An 18,188-nucleotide genomic window follows, 5' to 3' on the forward strand; every position below is an offset into this window, starting at 1 on the left:
CATGGCCAACTGGGGTTTCCTGGGCGCCGGTTCGATCGCCGCCTCCAGCCTCGCACCCGCCGTCCACGCGGCCGACCGGCCGCGCCTGCACGCCGTCGCCGCGACCGACGCCCGACGGGCCCGGGCCCTCGACCCGGCACGGGTGTACACCCGCTACGAGGAACTGCTGGACGACCCCGCCGTCGACGTCGTCTACATCGCCCTCCACAACAGCGCCCACCGCCTCTGGGTGGAGCGCGCCCTGCGCGCGGGCAAGCACGTCCTGTGCGAGAAGCCGCTCGGACTGACCGCCGCCGAGGTCGCCGCCATGGCGGCCACCGCCCGCGCCACCGGACGGCTCCTCGTCGAGGCGGCCTGGAACCGCTGGCACCCGCGCACCCGCGACCTGGAGTCCCTGATCACCCGCGGTGCGATCGGCACCGTCCACACCGTCACCGCCAGGTTCGACGGCCTCGCGCCCGCCCCCGGCAACTACCGCCTCGACGCCGCCCTCGGCGGCGGCGCGCTCTACGACGTCGGCTACTACGCTGTCTCCGCCGCGCTCGCCGCGTTCGGCTGGCGGACGCCGAGCGTCGTCCGGGCCGAACAGGACCACTGGGGGCCCGGCTCCGCCGACTCGGCCACCCGCTTCCTGCTGGAGTTCCCCGGCCAGGGGACGGCGGAGGTCGGCTGCTCGCTCGTGGGCGACACGTCCGAGGTCTTCACCACCACCGGCACCGGCGGTTCGATCACGCTCATCCCGCCGGCCTTCTGCGCCGGCGCGGCCCCCAGCACGCTCACCGCCACCGGCGAGGGCCGGCGCCACTACCCGCCCCAGAACCCGTACCGCCTCATGGTCGAGGCGGTGGACGCCGCGGCAGGGGGCGACACCTCCGCCCACCTCGTCCCGCTCACGGAGTCGCTCCTCATCGCCACCACCCTGGACTCCGTCCGGAGCCGTCTCGTACCTGGAGGTGCCTGACCGACCGACTGCCCGCTCGGGCCGGTCCGACTCCGATGCCGACTCCGATGCCGAGTCGACGCACGACCGTACCCCCGGTCCTGCGTCGACTCGGTGCGTCCGCCGTCCGTAGGATGCCGATCTCGGACACCGCCGCCCGGGTGGCGCCCCTGACGGACCGTTCACCGCGGGGTGGACAGAGAGCAGGCATCCTTGAACCACCTCCCGACGACGCCGTCCGGCGGCTCGCTGGTCATCGGCAGCGCCGCCCCGGCCGACGCCCCCGGCGCCGGGCTCTCCACCGTCCGCTACGACGGCACCGGCGCCATGACCCTCGTCCGGACGCTGCCGGTCGGCCACCCCTCCTACGCGGCCCTCGACCCGACGCGCCCGGCCCTGCACGCCGTCCTGGAGGAGGACTCCGGGCGGATCCTGTCCCTCCGAGTCGATCCCGGGACCGGGATACTCAGCCTGCCCGGCACCGCCACCTCCGCCACCAACACAGCCACCGCCAACAACGCGGCCAGCGCGAGCGGCGGCGCGGGCCCCTGCCACCTCGCGGTCCACCCCAGCGGGTCACACGTCTTCGCGGCCCACTACGGCGACGGTGTCCTGTCGGTCATCCCCACCGGCGCCGACGGCCTGGTCACCGCCGAGCCGGTCCAGACCATTCGCCACCCCGGCCGGGAGCCCTCGGGTGAGCTGCTGACCTCCCCCCACGCCCACATGGCCGCCCCCTCGCCCGACGGACGGTTCCTCCTCTGCACCGACCTCGGCACGGACCGGATCCACGTCTACGCCTTCGCGCCGGCCACCGGTCGGCTCAGAGCGCACCAGACGGTCCAACTGCCGCCGGGCAGGGGCCCCCGGCACCTCGTGTTCCACCCCTCGGCCCGGCACGTCCACGTCCTCAACGAGCTCTCCTCGACCCTCACCGTCTGCACCTGGGACGCGCTCGCCGGCCGCCTCGAACCCACCGTGGAGCTGGAGACGCGGCAGGACCCCGACGCGCCCCACGCCAACTACGCGGCCGCCGTCCGGCTGTCCGCGGACGGCCGGTTCCTCTACACGACCAACCGCGGCGACGACGCGATCGCCGTGCACGCCGTCCGCGATGACGGCGCGTCCGCCGAGCTGATCGCCACCGTTCCGTGCGGCGGCGTCTGGCCCCGGGACATCGCCCTCACCCCCGACGGGCGGCTCCTGTTCTGCGCCAACCAGCGCTCCGACACGCTCACGGCCTTCCACCGCGACCCGGCCTCCGGGCACCTGACCCCCGCCGGAGCACCCCTCGCGATCACCGAGCCCACCTCCGTCCTGCCGATCGGCCCCTGAGCGGCGGAATCCGGCCCCTCGACGCGACCGCGGAGTCGGCGCCGAGGAGGAGGCCGCAGGTCGCAGCCCGTACCGTTGGGCTGCACCGGTGCGCCGTGACCAGGCGGTTCCGGCCCGGTCGAGTGCGCTGAAACGTCGCCTGCAAGGAGCAGACCCTGAGTACGTCGTTCGCGGAAGCGCTGTCCATCGGGCTGCTGGTGCTGGTGCTGGTCTGCGCGGTGGTGCGGCCGTGGGGCTGGCCGGAGGCCGTGGTCGCGGTCCCGGCGGCCGCATTGCTGGTGGGTGTCGGCGCGATCTCGCCGGCCCACGCGCTGGCCGAGGCGGAGCGGCTGGGGCCGGTGATCGGGTTCCTCGCCGCCGTCCTGGTGCTGGCGCAACTGTGCGACGACGAGGGCTTGTTCCGCGCCTGCGGGGCGTGGATGGCCCGGGCGTCCGCGGGCAGTCCGCGGCGGCTGCTGGCGCAGGTGTTCGTGGTCGCCTCGGTGGTCACGGCCGTGCTCAGCCTGGATGCCACCGTGGTGCTGCTCACCCCGGTGGTGTTCGTCACCGCGGCCCGCCTCGGTGCCCGGCCCAAGCCGCACGTCTACGCCTGCACCCACCTGTCGAACACCGCGTCGCTGCTGCTGCCGGTCTCGAACCTCACCAATCTGCTGGCCTTCGCCGCGAGCGGGCTGAGCTTCACGCGGTTCGCCGCGCTGATGGCGCTGCCGTGGCTGGCGGCCATCGCCGTCGAGTACGTGGTGCTGCGCCGGTTCTTCGCCGCCGACCTGGTGACGGGTGCCCCGCCCGCGGCTGACGCGGCGGCGCCGCAGCTGCCGCTCTTCGCCCTCGTCACCGTCGCCTGCACGCTCGCCGGGTTCGTCCTGACCTCGATCGTCGGGGTCGATCCGGCCTGGGCGGCCCTGGCCGGCGCGCTGGTGCTCGCCGCCCGGGCCCTGGTGCGGCGCCGCACCACGCCGGTGGCGATCGTGCGCTCGGCCGCCGTGCCGTTCCTGGCCTTCGTCCTGGCGCTGGGCGTCGTGGTCCGGGCCGTCGTCGACAACGGGCTGTCCTCCGCGCTCGGGCACCTCGTCCCGCACGGCACCTCGCTGCCCGCGCTGCTCGGCGTGGCGGCGCTGGCGGCGGTCCTGGCGAACGTCATCAACAACCTGCCCGCCACCCTCGTCCTGCTGCCGCTGGCCGTGCCGTCCGGCGCCGGCGCGGTCCTGGCGGTGCTGCTCGGGGTGAACATCGGCCCCAACCTCACCTACGCCGGCTCCCTGGCCACCCTGTTGTGGCGGCGCATCGTCCGCGAGCACGACACCGACATCGGGCTGGGCGAGTTCACCCGCCTCGGCCTGCTCGTCGTTCCGGCTGCCCTGGCACTGGCCGTGGTGGCACTGTGGGGTTCACTGCGGATCATCGGAGGATGAAGCGGATGCAGCAGATGAAGCGGATGAAGCCGATGAGAGGGACGAGGCCGTGACCGTCGTCGTCTGGATCACCGAAGGCACCTGGCCCGTCTGCGTCGACGCGGCCCGCGTGCACGCGCCGCAGGACGCGGAGGTCGTCCTGCTCCACGTCAGCGGTCCGGAGGTGCCCGGCGTCGCGCACGGCGCGTTCGCCGGGCTACTCGGACGCGGCCACCGCGAGCGCGATCCCGGCACCCGGGTGGAGGTCCTGGCGGCCGCCTCCGCCCAGGACCTCCTCGCTGCTGCGGCCGAACGCCTCGGGCGGCCCTGCACCCACGTGGAGCGCAGCGGCCGGGTCGAACGGGAGGTCGTCGCGGCGGCCGAAGGCGCCGAGCTGCTTGTCCTCGCCCGCGACGGCGACCGCACCCGTCTCGGGCCGCACAGCCTCGCCCCGGCGACCCGCTTCGTCGTCGACCACGCGCCCTGCCCGGTGCTGCTGGTCTGGCCGGAGCCGGCGCCGGGCACCGCGACGCCCCCGCCCCCGCCCCCGCCCCCGCCCGGCCGGCCGTAGCGCGGCGCCTCGTTCAGTGCCCGATGTCCGGGTCAGGGTAGGAGAGCCGGTACCGGCTGCCCGCCGGAAGGTGGCCGCGCAGCCGCCGCCCGTCCCCGACGGCCCCGGCGTTCTCGGCGGCCCCGGCGTTCTCGGCGGTCGCGACGAGCGTGCCCTCGTGGTCGGTGAGGACGGGGTGGCCCTCCCGTTCGGGCAGCCGTAGGTCGATCAGCGTGTCGCGGGCGGCCCGCAGTTCGGCTCCGGTCAGCACTCCCCGGCGCCAGCTCAGGCCGACGGTGAGCCCGCCCCGCGCGCGCAGCCCGCGCACGTCGCCGTCCGGCCAGGACGGCGGCAGCGCGGGCAGCAACCGCAGGACGCCGTTGTGGCTCTGCAGCAGCGTTTCGGCGATGGCGGCGGTGATGCCGAAGTTGCCGTCGATCTGGAAGAGCTGCGGCGGGTGCAGGTCGAGGAGGTTGGGCGCGATCGAGGTTTCGAGCAGGCGCGCCACGGCCTGCCCGGCGAGGGGTCCGTCGCCGAGGCGGGCGGCGAGCGCGGCGACCCAGGCGAGGCTCCAGCCGGTGCCGCCTCCGCCGTGTGCCAGGCGGCGGTCCAGGGCGCGGCGGGCCGGGTCCAGCAAGGTGTCGTCGCCGAGCGGGTCGACGGCGCTGCCCGGGTAGAGGCCGTAGAGGTGGGAGAGGTGGCGGTGGCCGGGGTCCTCCTCGGGGAGGTCGTCCCGCCACTCCAGCAGGCGCCCGTCGGCGGCGAGGGCCGGGCGCCGGAGCCGGGCGCGGACGTCGGTCAGTTCGGCGGCCAGTTCGTGGTCGACCCCGAGTTCGCGGGCGGCGGCGACGGTGTTGTCGAGCAGCTCGGCGGCGAGCCAGTAGTCCATGGTGCAGCCGGCGTCGACGGCGGCCATGGTGGCGTCGGGGAGCCGGAAGTGGTGCTCGGGCGAGGTGGACGGGCAGGTGACCAGGGTGCCGTCGGGGTCCTCGACCAGGAGGTGGGTGAGGAAGCGGGCGGCCTCGCGCATGACCGGGTAGGCGAGGTGGGCGCGGTCGCCGTGGAAGAGGTGGTGGTCCCACAGGTGCGCCGCGAGCCAGGGGCCCGCCATCGGCCAGTGCGCCCAGACCGGGTCTCCGGCGACGGGGTTGGTGGCGCGCCAGATGTCGACGTTGTGGTGGCAGCACCAGCCCGGCGCGTCGTAGTAGGCGCGCGCGGTGGAGCGCCCCGTCTCGGCGAGGCCGGCGACGAGGTCGAACAGCGGCTCGTGGCATTCGGCCAGGCCGGTGGTCTCGGCGGGCCAGTAGTTCATCTGGAGGTTGATGTTCGACGTCCAGTTGGAGTTCCAGGGCGGCGTGACGTCGTTGTTCCAGATCCCCTGGAGGTTCGCGGGCTGGGTGCCGGGCCGCGAGGAGGCGATCAGCAGGTAGCGGCCGTAGGCGAAGAGCAGGGCCGCGAGGCCCGGGTCCTCGGCGCCCGCGTTCGCGGCGGCGAGGCGTTCGTCGGTCGGCCGGTCCGCTGCCGCCGCCGGTCCGTGGAGCCGGAGGGCGGCCGCGCCGAAGAGGCGCCGGTGGTCGGCCAGGTGGGCGGCGCGCAGGGTGTCGAAGTCCTGCCCGTCGGTCCCGTCCAACCACCGGCGTGCCTCGGCGAGCGCCGCCTCGGGGCCGTCGGGCCGCTGTCGCCAGTCCCGGTAGCCGGTGCCGACGGCGATCAGGAGGACCGCCTCGTCGGCGGCGGTGACGTCGATCGCGCCGCCGTCGCCGTCGCCGGGTTTGTCGGCGCCGCCGTGGTCGCCGTGGTCGCCGCTGACACTGACGCGTCCGTTCGGCGTGCGCACCCGCAGGGCGGCCGCGTATCCCATGCCGTCGTCCGCCCGGTACGTCAGGGGCTCGTCCTGGTCCCGAGGGGGGAGCTGGGTGGGGACGCGGCCGTCGATCGACAGGGTGCCGGTCGCGGGGTCGAACGCCGGGCGCGCGGCGGGGTGGGGGGTCGTGAGGCCGGCGCGGAAGGAGAGGGCACCGGGGGTGTCCGTCCGGAGGCGGACGACCAGCACGCCCGCCGGGGCGGAGACGAAGCTCTCCCGCTGGTAGTGCACTCCCCCGACCGTGAACTCCACGGTGTGCACGGCCTCGTCGAGGCGCAGCGCGCGCCGGTAGTCGGCGGGGTCATCCGCCGCGCCCGGCGGGAAGGTCAGTAGCAGGGTGGCCAACGGCTGGTACCCCTCGACGCCGGGGCCGGGGAAGTGGGTGGCGGCTATCGCGTGGGCCCGGGCGTGGTCGCGGTCGCGTAACACCGCTGTCCGCAGGGCGGCCAGGTGCTCGGCGGCGGCGCGGTCCCGGGGGCCGGGCCCGCCGGACCACAGGGTGTCCGCGTTGAGCTCGATCCGCTCGGTGGGGACACCGCCGTACGTCATGGCGCCTAACCGTCCGTTGCCGAGCGGCAGCGCCTCCAGGAAGCCGTCGGCGGGGCGCCGGTACCAGAGCGTCTCCTCAGGGGACCGGTGGGTGTCGGTGGGCACAGCGTCTCTCCTGTCGCGGGGGTCGCGGGGGGCATGGGGAGGGCGGGGCCCGGCACTGAGGTGGGCGGGCCGGAGGAATGCGGTCAGGGGGCGGTACGGGCAGCCGGGATCCTCAGCCGGCGGACCGGCCTGTCGGCGCCTCCGCCGGGCCGGCCGGTGCCGGCTCGGGCAGCCCGTACGCCCGGGCCGCCGTGCCGCCGAAGACCTGTGCGCGCTCGCGTGGTTCCAGTCCGCTCGTCAACTCCTCGGCGGCAGCGACGGCTTGCCCGTACGAGGCGGCCAGCAGGCAGACCGGCCAGTCGGAGCCGAACATGACGCGGTCGGGCCCGAAGGCGTCGAGGGCGGTCTCGGCGTAGGGGCGCAGATCGGCGACGGTCCAGCCGTCCCGGCGGGCCTCCGCGACCAGGCCGGAGAGCTTGCAGAAGACGTTGGGCTCGCGGGCCAGTTCACGCAGCCGTCCGGCCCACGGTTCCGGCTCGCCGCGCGCGATCGGCGGCTTGGCGAGGTGGTCGAGGACGAACGGCTGGTCCGGCAGGGCCCGTACGGCCTCGATGGCGGCGGGGAGTTGGTGGGGCAGGACGAGCAGGTCGTAGCAGAGCCCGGCGTCGCCGACCGCGCGCAGTGCGCGCCGGACGTCGGGACGGGCGAGCCAGGCCGGGTCGGTCTCGCCCTGGACCAGGTGGCGTACGCCGACGAGCCGGTCGCCGCCCGGCCCCTGCCGCAGGTCGGCGAGGGTGTCGGCGATCCCGGGCGAGGTGAGGTCGACCCAGCCGACGACGCCGGCGACCAGCGGTTCGGCGGCGGCCAGAGCGAGGAACTCCCGGGTCTCGGCGAGGTCCGGCAGGACCTGCACCAGGACCGTGCGGTCGATGCCTGCCGCCCGGGCGTGGGGGGCGAGGTCGGCCGGACGGAAGTCCCGCCGGATGGCGGCCGACTCCGGTGCGTCCAGCCAGTTCTGCGGGCGACGGCCCAACTCCCATACGTGGTGGTGCGCGTCGACTATCACGCGCGATCGCTCCTCACTGGGTGGTTGACGGTGCGTCAGGAACGCCGGGTGCGCCGGGTGCGCCGGGCACGTCGGGTGCGCCGGGTGCGCTTGGCCCGCCGGGCACGGGGGCCCTACGGGCCGACGGGGATCCGCGCTCCCCCGGCCAGCTGGTCGCGGAGCCAGCGCTCGGTGGTGTGGACGTGCATCAGGGCGGCGGCCCGGGCGAGATCGGAGTCGCGGGCCGCGAGGGCGTCGTGGATCGCCTCGTGCTCGGCGATGGTGCGGTCGGCGGCCTCGGCGTCGACCTGTCCGCGCCGGATCCGGGCGTTCAGGGTGCGGCCGGAGATGTGCTCCAGCAGCGTGGCCAGGGTCTCGTTGCCGGTGGCGTGGATCACCGCCCGGTGGAAGGCCGCGTCGTGGTGGGTCAGGCGTTCCACGTCGTCCCGGGCGTCCCGCATGGCCGACAGCTGCCGGCCCACCTCGGCGAGGTCCTCGTCGGTGATGCGGGTGGCGGCCAGTCCGGTGGCGGCCGGCTCGAAGAGCCTGCGCACCTCGGTGAGCTCCAGGACGGTGTCGCCCTGCAGCAGTTCGACCGCGCCGCCCAGCCCTTCCAGCAGCAGGCCGGGCGCCAGGCTGGTCACGTAGGTGCCGTCGCCGCGCCGGATCTCCAGGACCCGGGCGACGACGAGCGTCTTGACCGCCTCGCGCATCAGGTTGCGTGACAGGCCGAGCTCGGCCGCGAGTTGCTGCTCGGGGGGCAGCTTCGATCCCGGGGGAAGTTCGCCGTCCCGGATCACCCGGCGGATGCGGGCGATGGCCTTGTCAGTCAGCGACACGGCGTCAACGTAGCAGGAGATCCCATGTCCTGGAAGGCATTTGCCGTCCTTTCCGACGGGCATCGACTGCGACCTGGCTCTTGGTCAGACCCTCACCACTTGCCGCGAGAAATCCATCCCATGTATGGGCCGAAGGACGGACGAAGGCTGTCGCCGTCCACGGTCGTCGCCTACATCAGACCGATGGTCTGTGCGCACCAGATCGTCTTGCCGTGGGTGCCGTGCCGGGTGCCCCAGCCCTGGGTGAGCTGGGCGACGAGCATCAGACCGCGGCCGCCCTCGTCGAAGGCACGCGCCCGGCGTAGGTGTGGGGTGGTGTCGCTGGCGTCGGAGACCTCGCAGATCAGCGAGGTGTTGCGGATCAGCCGCAGCCTGATCGGCGGCTCGCCGTACTTGATGGCGTTGGTGACCAGCTCGCTGACGACCAGCTCCGTGACGAACGCCGCCGCCTCCAGGCCCCAGGCGAGCAGTCGGTCGGTGGCCAGCTGCCGGGCGTGCGGCACCTGGGCGAAGTCGGGTTCGATGTCCCAGTCGGCGACGTGGTCCGGGTCCAGCGCGCGGGTGCGGGCGAGCAGCAGGGCGGCGTCGTCGGTGCGGTGATCGGGGAGCATGGCCTCCATCGCCGCGTCGCAGAGCGCCTGCAGTGCGGCGGAGGGGGCGGTGGCCGGTGCGGCGGCCGATGGTGTGACGGGTGGAGTGACCGGCCTGGTCAGGATCTTGAGCAGTTCGGCGGTCCCCTGCTCGGCGTCGTGGCCGCGGCTCCCCACGAGCCCGTTGGTGTAGAGGGCGAGCAGGCTGCCCTCGGGCAGCTCGAACTCGGCCGCCTCGAACGGCAGCCCGCCGACGCCGAGCGGCGGCCCCGGCTGCGCCAGGACCGGGGTGCTGGTGCCGTCCGGCAGGATGACGAGCGGCAGCGGATGGCCCGCGCTCGCCAGTGCGCAGCGCCGCGCCACCGGGTCGTAGACGGCGTACAGGCAGGTGGCGCCGGCCTCGCCGGTCGACTCGAAGCCGCTTTCGGGCCGGCGGTCGCCGGACAGGTGGAGGACCAGGTCGTCCAGGTGGGTCAGCAGTTCGTCCGGCGGCAGGTCCACGTCGGCCAGCGTACGGACGGCCGTGCGCAGCCGGCCCATGCTGGCCGAGGCGTGCAGGCCGTGGCCGACGACGTCGCCGACGACCAGGGCGACGCGGGCGCCGGACAGCGGGATGACGTCGAACCAGTCACCGCCCACGCCCGCACCGGCCCCGGCGGGCAGGTAGCCGGAGGCCGCCTCGACCGCCTCGTGGCTGGGCAGCCGCTGCGGGAGCAGGCTGCGTTGCAGGGTCAGCGCGGTCGTGTGCTCGCGCGTGTAGCGGCGGGCGTTGTCGATGGCGACGGCGGCCTTGGCGGCCAGTTCCTCGGCGAGGATCAGGTCGTCGGCGGTGAAGGCCTCGGGTCGGTCCCGGCGGGCGAAGGCGACGACGCCGAGCAGGGCGCCGCGCGCCAGCAGCGGCACGGTGATCCGGCCGGTCAGCCCCTGGGCGGCGATGGACTGGTCGATCAGCGGGGTGCCCGGCGGCCAGTGGGCGGAGTCGGCGGCGAGCCCGGGGCCGAAGGCCCATTCGCCGCCCTGGTCGGGGGCGGCGGCGAGCTGCACCATGGACCGGCCGGTGGCCATGCAGCGGGCGGCGATGGACCCGGAGGCGTAGTGGACCGGCGTCGCGGGCCCGGGCCGCCGGTCCGCGGCCTGCTTCCCGTCGTGCCGGGCGGCGCGGCCGAGCACGATCGTGCCGGCGACGGCGAACGCGGCGGTGGCCCAGGCGTTGGCGTAGGCACTGCCCAGCGGGCGGAAGACGGTGATCAGACGCGCGGGCTCGCCCGTCCGGGCCACCTCGGAGAGCCGGTCGGTGTACGCCTTGTCGTCCAGTTCGGGGAACAGCTCGCGGTACTTCTCGCCGAGCACCTGGTCCTCCGAGTGCGCCATCACCCGGCAGGCGGCGGCGTTGACCCACAGGAACCGCAGCTCGGGGTCGTAGACGCCCAGGGCGAACGGGCACTGCTCGAAGGCCCGGTCGGCGATCACCGGACGTCGCCCCCAGCGCTGGACGGTGACGACGCGGCCCAGCACCCGGCCGCCGGTGCCGTGCAGGTCGTGCGCCGTCACCACCGCGTCCACCGCGGAGCCGTCCCGGTGACGCAGGGTGATCAGGCTCGTGGGGTCGGGGCCGGTATCGCCGCCCTCGGGGACGCCGTCCTCGGAAACGCCGCCCCCGGGAGTGCCGCCCCTGGGAACGCCGCCGTCGGGGAAGCTGTTCTCGGGGAACCCGGGCGGGGGGTCGATCAGCAGGTCGGTCACGGGGCGTCCGACGGTCTCCTCCGCCGTCCAGCCCAGCAGCAGCCGCCCGCCTTCGCTCCAGCCGCTCACCGTGCCGTCCGGGTCGACCACGACAACGGCCGTGGGTGCGTCCTGATTGCCGGCCGAATCCACGCGCCACGCCTCCGTCCGGGCAGCCGTCCGCGCCGGAACGGGATTCCGGCGCCTGGTTCCAGCGTAGGTCCGGCCCCCACCACCCGCGCCCCGGTCGAGAAGCGGGCGGTGGGGGCCGTCCGGTCAGCGGTCCACGGCCGCTGACCGGGGTGGAAGGTCCTGGACGGTGACGGTCGGGTGGAGTCGGCGGGTGTGGTCGAGCGGGCGGACCGGGCCGGTGAGGCGCAGCGGCACGGTGAAGCGGGCGTCGGTGCTGGAGGCGGAGATCCGCAGGTCGAGCGCGCCGGGTTCGACGATCCGCCGGCCGTCGCGACCGGTGAACGAGGCCAGGTCGGCGGGGATCGTCAGCTCCACCCGGCAGCCGGCTCCGGCTTCCAGCGGGATCCGCCGGTAGCCGATCAGCCGCTGCACCGGCTGCACCACCGCGGCCACCGGGTCGTGCAGGTAGCACTGCACGACTTCGGTGCCTGCCCGCGCGCCGGTGTTGCGCACCTCGAAGGCGAGCCGGAACTCGCCGTCGGTGCCGGTCTCGGTAACGTCCGCCGCGAGGCCCGACCAGGTGAACTCGCTGTAGCCGAGCCCGTGTCCGAAGCCGAAGGCGGGTGTCGGATCGGTGCTGGAGACGTCGCCGGCCTGGGCCAGCCGGGCGGCCAGGTACGTGGACGGCTGGACGGCGGGGTGCGCGGGGACGGAGACCGGCAGCCGTCCGGACGGGTTGACCCGCCCGCTGAGCACGCCCGCGAGGGCCCGGGTGCCCTCCTCACCGGGGAAGAAGCACTGGACGATCCCTGCCGCCTCGGCGGCCGCGCGCCCGAGCGCGTACGGCCGTCCGGCCAGCAGGGTGAGCACCACCGGTGTCCCGGTGTCCAGCAGGGCCTCCAGCAACTGCGCCTGTCGGCCGGGTAGTTCGAGCGAGGCGGCGTCGCAGCCCTCGCCACTGGTGCCGCGTCCGAAGAGCCCGGCCCGGTCGCCGAGGGCGAGGACCACGACGTCGGCCTGCCGGGCGGCCAGGACCGCCTCCGCGATGCCGTCGGTGTCCTCGCCGTCGACCGTCACACCGCGCACCGTCCGCAGCTCGCTGCCGGGGAACTCGGCGGCCAACGCCTCGCGCAGGGTGTGGAGTTCGATGCCGAGCGGGACCTTCGGGTGCTGGGAGCCGACGTGCACGGGAAAGGAGTAGCAGCCGAGCACGGCGGTGGGTTCGTCGGCGTTCGGGCCGATCAGGGCGATCCGGGCGGGGCGGTGCAGCGGCAGCAGGCCGTCGTTGCGCAGCAGGACCACGGCCTGCTCGGCGAGTTCGGCGGCGATGGCGCGGTTGGCGGGCCGGTCGAGGTCGACCAGGCCGCGCAGCGCCTCGGGGTCGCCCGGGTCGGCGCCGGTAGGGGAATCGACATCGGCGAGGGCGGCGGGCACCGGGTTCCAGTCCGCGTCCAGCAGCCCCAGCCCGGCTTTCTGCGCGAGGACGCGGCGCAGGGCCCGGTCGATCAGCTCCTCCGGGACGGTGCCCGCCGCGACGGCGTCGAGCAGCGGCTGCCCGAAGGTGTTCACGGTGGGCAGCTCGACGTCGACTCCGCTATCCAGGGCCAGGGCGGCGGCGGCGGACCAGTCCTCGGCCACGCCGTGCAGGGTCTTGAGGAAGGCGATGCCGAAGTAGTCGGCGACGACCGTGCCGGTGAACCCCCAGGTGTCCCGGAGCAGTCCGGTGAGCAGGGCCTCGTCGGCGGCGGAGGGCAGGCCGTCGGTGTCGGTGTAGGCGTGCATGACCGAGCGGGGGCGGCCTTCGCGGACGGCCATCTCGAAGGGCGGCAGGATGACGTCGGCGCGCTCGCGCGGGCCCATCGAGACGGGGGCGAGGTTGCGTCCGGCGCGGGAGGCCGAGTACCCGGCGAAGTGCTTGAGGGTGGCGACGATCCCGGCCGACTCCAGGCCCTGCACGTAGGCGGTGGCGACGGTGCCGACCAGGTACGGGTCCTCCCCGATCGTCTCCTCGACCCGCCCCCAGCGGGCGTCGCGGACCACGTCGAGCACCGGGGCGAGGCCCTGGTGCACGCCGACGGCCCGCAGGTCGCGCCCGATGGCGGCGGCCATCGTCCGGACCAGCTCGGGGTTGAAGGTGGCGCCCCAGGACAGTGGCACGGGGTAGGCGGTGGCGCCCCAGGCGGCGAAGCCGGCCAGGCACTCCTCGTGGGCGAGGGCCGGGATGCCGAAGCGGTTGGCGGCGGCGATCCGCCGCTGGGTGCGCAGCAGGGAGAGCGCGCCGAGCGCCGGGTCGACCGGGGCGGTGCCGAACGGGCGGGTCAACTGGCCGAGGCCGTGCGGCAGGAGGGTGTCGAGGTCGGGCGGCGGTTCCATCTCGTGCTGGTGCGGGGCGACTTCGCCGCCCTCGTCACTGGCACCCACCCAGACGCCGACCAGTTGGGCGGTCTTCTCCCGCAGGGTCATCGCCGCGATCAGGGCGTCCGCCCTGGCCTCCGGGGCCAGCGCGGTGTCCCGCCAGGCGGGTGCCGGCTCCGGCAGGGACTCGGGCACGGTCGCGTGATTCTGACGGTGGTTCACTTTCCTCCCACTCCCATCAGGCCCTGGACCAGGGCCCGGCGAGCGAACAGGTAGACGACGAAGACGGGGAGCATGGAAAGCACCACGGCACTGAGCAGTCCGGGCACGTCCACGCCGTGTTCGGTCTGGAACTCGTACAGGCCGAGGGTGATGACCTTGGCGGAGTCGGACTGGGTGAGGATCAACGGGAAGAGGAATCCGTTCCAGGCCTGGAGGGCGGCGAAGACCACGATCGAGGACAGGCCGCCCTTGGACAGCGGCAGTACGAGCCGGCGGAACACCCGTGCCGGGGAGGCGCCGTCGACCGCCATCGCCTCGTACAGCTCGGGGCTGATGTCGCGCATGGCGCCGGTCAGGACGAGGGTGCAGACCGGCAGGCAGAAGGCGGCGGTCGGGAGGATGACGCCGATCAGGTGGTCGTACAGGCCGGTCTTGCTGATGACGTAGAACATCGGCACGATCACCGCCTGGGCGGGGATCGCCAGGCCCAGCAGGAACAGCCGGAACACCCAGCCGGTGGCCCGGCCGCGGGCGCGCACGATGGCGTAGGCGAGCGGGGGGACGACCAGCAGCACGATGGCGACCACGCCGACGGTGACGGTCAGGGTGTTGAGGAAGTCCCGGCCGAAGCCGTTGGAGAAGTCGGTCAGGTAGTTCTGCAGGGTCCACTGGGCGGGCAGCGTCAGCGGGCCCCCGGTGGAGTAGTCAGAGCGGGTGCGGAAGGTGGCGATCAGCAGCACGTACAGCGGCAGGCCGACCAGCAGCAGCCACAGCAGGGAGCCGATCCCGGCCAGGTGGTTGGGGCGCCGGCGCATCACGGGCCCTCCGTCTCTCTCGTCACGGGCCCTCCGTCGTTCTCGTCACAGGCCCTCCGCCGTGCCGCGCATCCGGTCGTAGCCGGAGATCCGGACCACCGCGAGCGAGATCAGGGTGGCGACCACCACCAGGACCAGCGCGATGGCCGATCCGGTGCCGAAGTCGAAGCCCTTGAAGGCCTTCTGGTACATGTAGTAGGCGGTGACGGTGGTGTCCGTGCCGGGGCCGCCCTGGGTGAGGATCAGCACCGTGTCGAAGGTGGTCAGGCCGCCGACCACCATCAGGATCACCGAGGTGATGACGGTGTTGCGCAGCTGCGGCAGGGTGATGTGGAAGAACTGGCGGACGGTGCCCGCCCCGTCGACGGCGGCCGCCTGGTAGAGCACCGGCGGGATGGCCCGGGCGCCGCCCTGGTAGATCAGCGCGTGCAGCGGGGTGAACTGCCACACGCCGACGAAGGTCAGCACCCCGATCGCGCCGCTCCTGCTGCCGAGCAGGTTGCCGTCGCCGAACAGCCAGGTGAGTTGGGCCGGGACGCCGAAGTTGGGGTCGAGGACGGCCCGCCACACCACCGAGACGGCGGTCGCCGAGAGCAGCAGCGGCACGAAGTAGATCGCCGAGAGCACGGCCCGGTTGCGCTGCTGCCCGGCGGCCCAGACGCCGAGCAGGATGCTGATCGGTGTCTGGGTCGCCACGCCGAGCACGGTGAGCAGCAGGGTGGTCCAGACGGACTGGACCATCACCGGGTCGTGGATCAGGGCGGTCCAGTTGGCGAGGCCGTTGAAGCGCGGCTCGCCGATGCCGTCCCAGCTGGTGAAGGAGAGCACGACGACCAGCAGCAGCGGCAGGACCGCGAACAGTGTGAAGAACACCGCCGCGGGCGCCGCCCAGACGAAGCCCGGGCGGGTCACCCCCGTACCGGGCCGCGAACCGGGCCGTGTTCCGGGCCGCGAACCGCGCGTCATGAGGTCGGCAAGGCCTGCATGGCCTTGATGAAGCCGTCGGCGTCGATCCTGCCGCCGAAGAACTGCTGGACGGCGGTGTGCATCGGGGTCATGGCGCTCGGCGGGTAGGCCTGGTCCCAGGAGAGCTGGAACGAGGGCGCGGCCTTGACCAGTTCGTACTGGGCCTTGGAGTACGCGGGACTGGCCGAGAGGTCGAGGAAGTCGGCGGTGCTGGTGGTGGTCGGCAGGTTCCCGATGGCGAGCTGGGCCTTCACGAACTCGTCGGAGTACATCAGCTTGAGGAATGCCGCGGCGGCCTCCTGGTGCTTGGTCTTCTTCAGCACCGAGTAGAAGTTGTTGGTGTTGCCGACCACGGCGGCCGCGTCGCCCTTGCCGCCGCTCAGGGCCGGGAAGCCGGTGTAGCCGAGGCCGGACGCGGCGAAGTCGGGGTTGGCGTCCTGCTGGGTGGAGTAGTACCAGGAGCCCATCAGCTCGAAGGCGGCCCTGCCCTTGGCGACCAGGGCCGGGGAGCCGCCGTCGGTGAACTTCACGGAGTCGGCGTTGGTCCCGAACGCCCCGGCGTCGACCAGCTGTTTGAGGGCGGCCAGCGCCTTGCGGCTGTCCTCGCTCGCCCAGGCCTCGCGGTCACCGCCCAGCGCCCGCTGGAACAGACCGGGGCCGGCGATCCGGTCGTACAGGTACTCGAACCACATCAGGGTGGGCCACTGGTCGCCGCCGCCGAGCGCGATCGGGGTGAGGCCCTTGGCCTTCAACGCCCTGGTGGCGGCGAGCAGGTCGTCCCAGGTCTTCGGCGGGGTGAGGCCGGCGTCCGCGAGCACCTTCTTGTTGTGGAACAGCAGCACCGGCTGGGTGCCGCGCATCGGCACGCCGTACGGTTTGCCGTCCACCACCGCCGAGTTGAACACCGAGGGCAGGAAGTTGTCCTTCAGGCCCGGGTCCTTGGCGATGAAGTCGTCCAGCGGAAGCAGCAGGTCGGCCTTGACGAACGGCTGGATGGAGCCGCCGCCCCAGTTGAAGAAGACGTCCGGGGCCCGCGGGGTGTTGATCACGGTCTGCAGCTTCTGCTGGTAGTCCGCGCCGGGGACGGTGTCGAGCACCGCCTTGACCTTGGAGGTCTTGTTGAAGGTCTCGACGAGCTGCTTCTCGACCTTGTTGGCGGCGTCACCGTAGACCAGCACGTGGAGCGTCCCGGAACCGGCGTCGGAGGACGTGTCGCCGGATCCGCAGGCGGCGGTCGTGCCCAGGAGGAGCGCGCTGGCCGCGGTGATCGCGGCGAATCTCAATCGCATACCCTGCCACCCTCGATATCGAAAGTTTCGAGCAAATTACCGAATGTTGTGGGAAACCTAGGACCGTCCCAGCCTCCCGTCAAGGGTTCCGGCGGGATCGGTTCCGGCCCGTCGGCGAGCTAGCATCCGTGCCGTACGGTCACCCATGACGGAGTCCGCCCAGCAGGGGCAGTGCAGGAGGAACCCGTGACCAGAGCGGCAACGCTCGCCGAGATCGCGCAGGAGGCCGGCGTCTCCGCGCCGACAGTTTCGAAAGTCCTGAACGGGCGCGCCGATGTCGCGCCCGCCACCCGGGAACGGGTGGAGGAACTGCTGCACCGGCACGGCTACCGGCGGCGAGGCGGCCGCCAGGCCAGCCCGCTGCTGGAGCTCGTCTTCCACGAGCTGGAGAGCGCCTGGGCGGTGGAGGTGATCCGCGGCGTCGAGAACGCGGTGCGCGGGGAGGGCCTGAGCATCGTGCTCTCCGAGTCCGCCGGGCGGCTCAGCCCCGGCCAGTCCTGGGTGGACGGCGTGCTCGCCCGCCGCCCGACCGGCGTGGTGCTGGTCCTGTCCGACCTGGACCGCTCCCAGCGCGAGCAACTGGCCGGCCGGGGCATCCCGTTCGTGGTGATGGACCCGGCCGGCGACCCCGGCCAGGACGTGCCCGCGGTCGGCACCACCAACTGGGACGGCGGCCTGGCCGCCACCCGGCACCTGCTCGACCTCGGCCACCGCCGGATCGGCCTGATCGGCGGCCCCGCCCGGATGATGTGCAGCCGGGCCCGGACCGACGGCTACCGGGCGGCGCTCGACATCGCGGGCCTCCCGTACGACCCGGAGCTGGTCCGGGCGGGCGACTTCCACCACGAGTCCGGCCGCCGGCTCGGCCTGGAACTGCTGACCCTGCCGGACCGGCCGACCGCCGTGTTCGCCGGGAACGACCTGCAGGCGCTCGGCCTGTACGAGGCCGCCCGCGAACTGGGCCTGCGCATCCCCGAGGACCTCAGCGTGGTCGGCTTCGACGACCTGCCGCTGGCCCGCTGGGTCGGGCCGCCGCTGACCACCGTGCGCCAGCCGCTGACCGAGATGGCCGAGACCGCCACCCGTCTGGTGATCGACCTGGCCCGCGGGGCGCAGCCCGGCACCCTGCGGGTGGACCTGGCCACCAGCCTGGTCGAGCGCAGCAGCACCGCCCCGCCCCGGACCGGTTGACGGAGCGGCGGACCGGCGGACCGGCGGACCGGCCCTACCGTCCCTCAGAGAATCGGCGGACGGCCCGAAACTTTCGAAGCGTTTCGGGCCGCTCCGTCTCCGCAGACGTGTGACCAGCCTGGAGCTCGAACTCCTTCCTGGAGACCCCGGAGCTGGACCTGGTGCACGGCCCGTTCCCGCTGGTCGACGTGCCCGTCGCCGTCCGGCTCGCCACCGCGCCGCGCTCGGTGCGGCTGCAGCCGGCGGGGCAGGAACTCGACTGGGAGCACGACGGCGCGTACGTCCACGTCCGGGTCACCGTTGCGGACGGGCACGCGATGGTCGTGGTCGAGCACGACTGACCGGACG

The 18,188-nt window shown here is 73.9% G+C and carries 14 protein-coding genes; 6 read left to right on the forward strand and 8 right to left on the reverse strand.

From position 1 onward, the window contains the following. The first annotated feature begins 1 nt into the window (after position 1). The 4 genes from AC0B61_RS17515 to AC0B61_RS17530 all read left to right on the forward strand — a co-directional run bounded on the left by AC0B61_RS17515 (position 2) and on the right by AC0B61_RS17530 (position 4,237). Positions 2-961, forward strand: a complete 960-nt coding sequence (locus tag AC0B61_RS17515; RefSeq protein WP_471741558.1) for a Gfo/Idh/MocA family protein — start codon at positions 2-4, stop codon at positions 959-961. 192 nt (positions 962-1,153) lie between these two features. Next, entirely contained in the window at positions 1,154-2,275 is a 1,122-nt protein-coding gene (locus tag AC0B61_RS17520) for a lactonase family protein (RefSeq protein WP_471741559.1), read from the forward strand. A 155-nt stretch (positions 2,276-2,430) separates the two neighbouring features. Continuing rightward, positions 2,431-3,687, forward strand: coding sequence for an SLC13 family permease (locus AC0B61_RS17525; RefSeq protein WP_471741748.1), 1,257 nt, complete (start codon positions 2,431-2,433; stop codon positions 3,685-3,687). A gap of 49 nt (positions 3,688-3,736) precedes the next feature. Beyond that, entirely contained in the window at positions 3,737-4,237 is a 501-nt protein-coding gene (locus tag AC0B61_RS17530) for a universal stress protein (RefSeq protein WP_471741560.1), read from the forward strand. A 13-nt stretch (positions 4,238-4,250) separates the two neighbouring features. On the opposite strand, the gene AC0B61_RS17535 is transcribed toward AC0B61_RS17530, so the two are convergent. The 8 genes from AC0B61_RS17535 to AC0B61_RS17570 all read right to left on the reverse strand — a co-directional run bounded on the left by AC0B61_RS17535 (position 4,251) and on the right by AC0B61_RS17570 (position 16,649). Beyond that, complete coding sequence (locus tag AC0B61_RS17535; RefSeq protein WP_471741561.1) at positions 4,251-6,734, reverse strand: glycoside hydrolase family 95 protein; 2,484 nt, start codon at positions 6,732-6,734, stop codon at positions 4,251-4,253. Between the two features lie 112 nt (positions 6,735-6,846). Next, entirely contained in the window at positions 6,847-7,740 is an 894-nt protein-coding gene (locus AC0B61_RS17540) for an amidohydrolase family protein (protein ID WP_471741562.1), read from the reverse strand. Positions 7,741-7,853: 113 nt separating this feature from the next. Further along, on the reverse strand, positions 7,854-8,558 hold the full coding sequence (locus AC0B61_RS17545) for a FadR/GntR family transcriptional regulator (RefSeq protein ID WP_471741563.1): 705 nt from the start codon (positions 8,556-8,558) through the stop codon (positions 7,854-7,856). A 170-nt stretch (positions 8,559-8,728) separates the two neighbouring features. Then, positions 8,729-11,023 carry an ATP-binding SpoIIE family protein phosphatase gene (locus tag AC0B61_RS17550; RefSeq protein WP_471741564.1) on the reverse strand — a complete coding sequence of 765 codons (2,295 nt, stop codon included), beginning with the start codon at positions 11,021-11,023 and terminating at the stop codon, positions 8,729-8,731. A gap of 123 nt (positions 11,024-11,146) precedes the next feature. Continuing rightward, positions 11,147-13,552: a beta-xylosidase/alpha-l-arabinosidase gene (locus AC0B61_RS17555; RefSeq protein WP_471741565.1), complete on the reverse strand. Its 2,406-nt coding sequence runs from the start codon at positions 13,550-13,552 to the stop codon at positions 11,147-11,149. Positions 13,553-13,575: 23 nt separating this feature from the next. Continuing rightward, positions 13,576-14,394, reverse strand: coding sequence for a carbohydrate ABC transporter permease (locus AC0B61_RS17560; protein WP_471741566.1), 819 nt, complete (start codon positions 14,392-14,394; stop codon positions 13,576-13,578). Between the two features lie 45 nt (positions 14,395-14,439). Further along, positions 14,440-15,360 (reverse strand): carbohydrate ABC transporter permease, encoded by a 921-nt coding sequence (locus tag AC0B61_RS17565; protein WP_471741567.1) that lies wholly within the window; start codon positions 15,358-15,360, stop codon positions 14,440-14,442. Further along, entirely contained in the window at positions 15,357-16,649 is a 1,293-nt protein-coding gene (locus tag AC0B61_RS17570; RefSeq protein WP_471741568.1) for an ABC transporter substrate-binding protein, read from the reverse strand. The genes AC0B61_RS17565 and AC0B61_RS17570 overlap by 4 nt, the downstream gene beginning before the upstream one ends. Before the next feature lie 186 nt (positions 16,650-16,835). Here AC0B61_RS17570 and AC0B61_RS17575 point away from each other — a divergent pair, with 186 nt between their 5' ends. Both AC0B61_RS17575 and AC0B61_RS17580 read left to right on the forward strand, forming a co-directional pair. Then, the gene (locus AC0B61_RS17575) at positions 16,836-17,840 is read left to right on the forward strand and encodes a LacI family DNA-binding transcriptional regulator (RefSeq protein WP_471741569.1); all 1,005 of its coding nucleotides are present in this window, start codon (positions 16,836-16,838) and stop codon (positions 17,838-17,840) included. 161 nt (positions 17,841-18,001) lie between these two features. Next, complete coding sequence (locus tag AC0B61_RS17580; protein ID WP_471741570.1) at positions 18,002-18,181, forward strand: hypothetical protein; 180 nt, start codon at positions 18,002-18,004, stop codon at positions 18,179-18,181. The last annotated feature ends 7 nt before the right edge of the window (positions 18,182-18,188 follow it).

The organism is Kitasatospora sp. NPDC023385 (genome assembly GCF_055664045.1).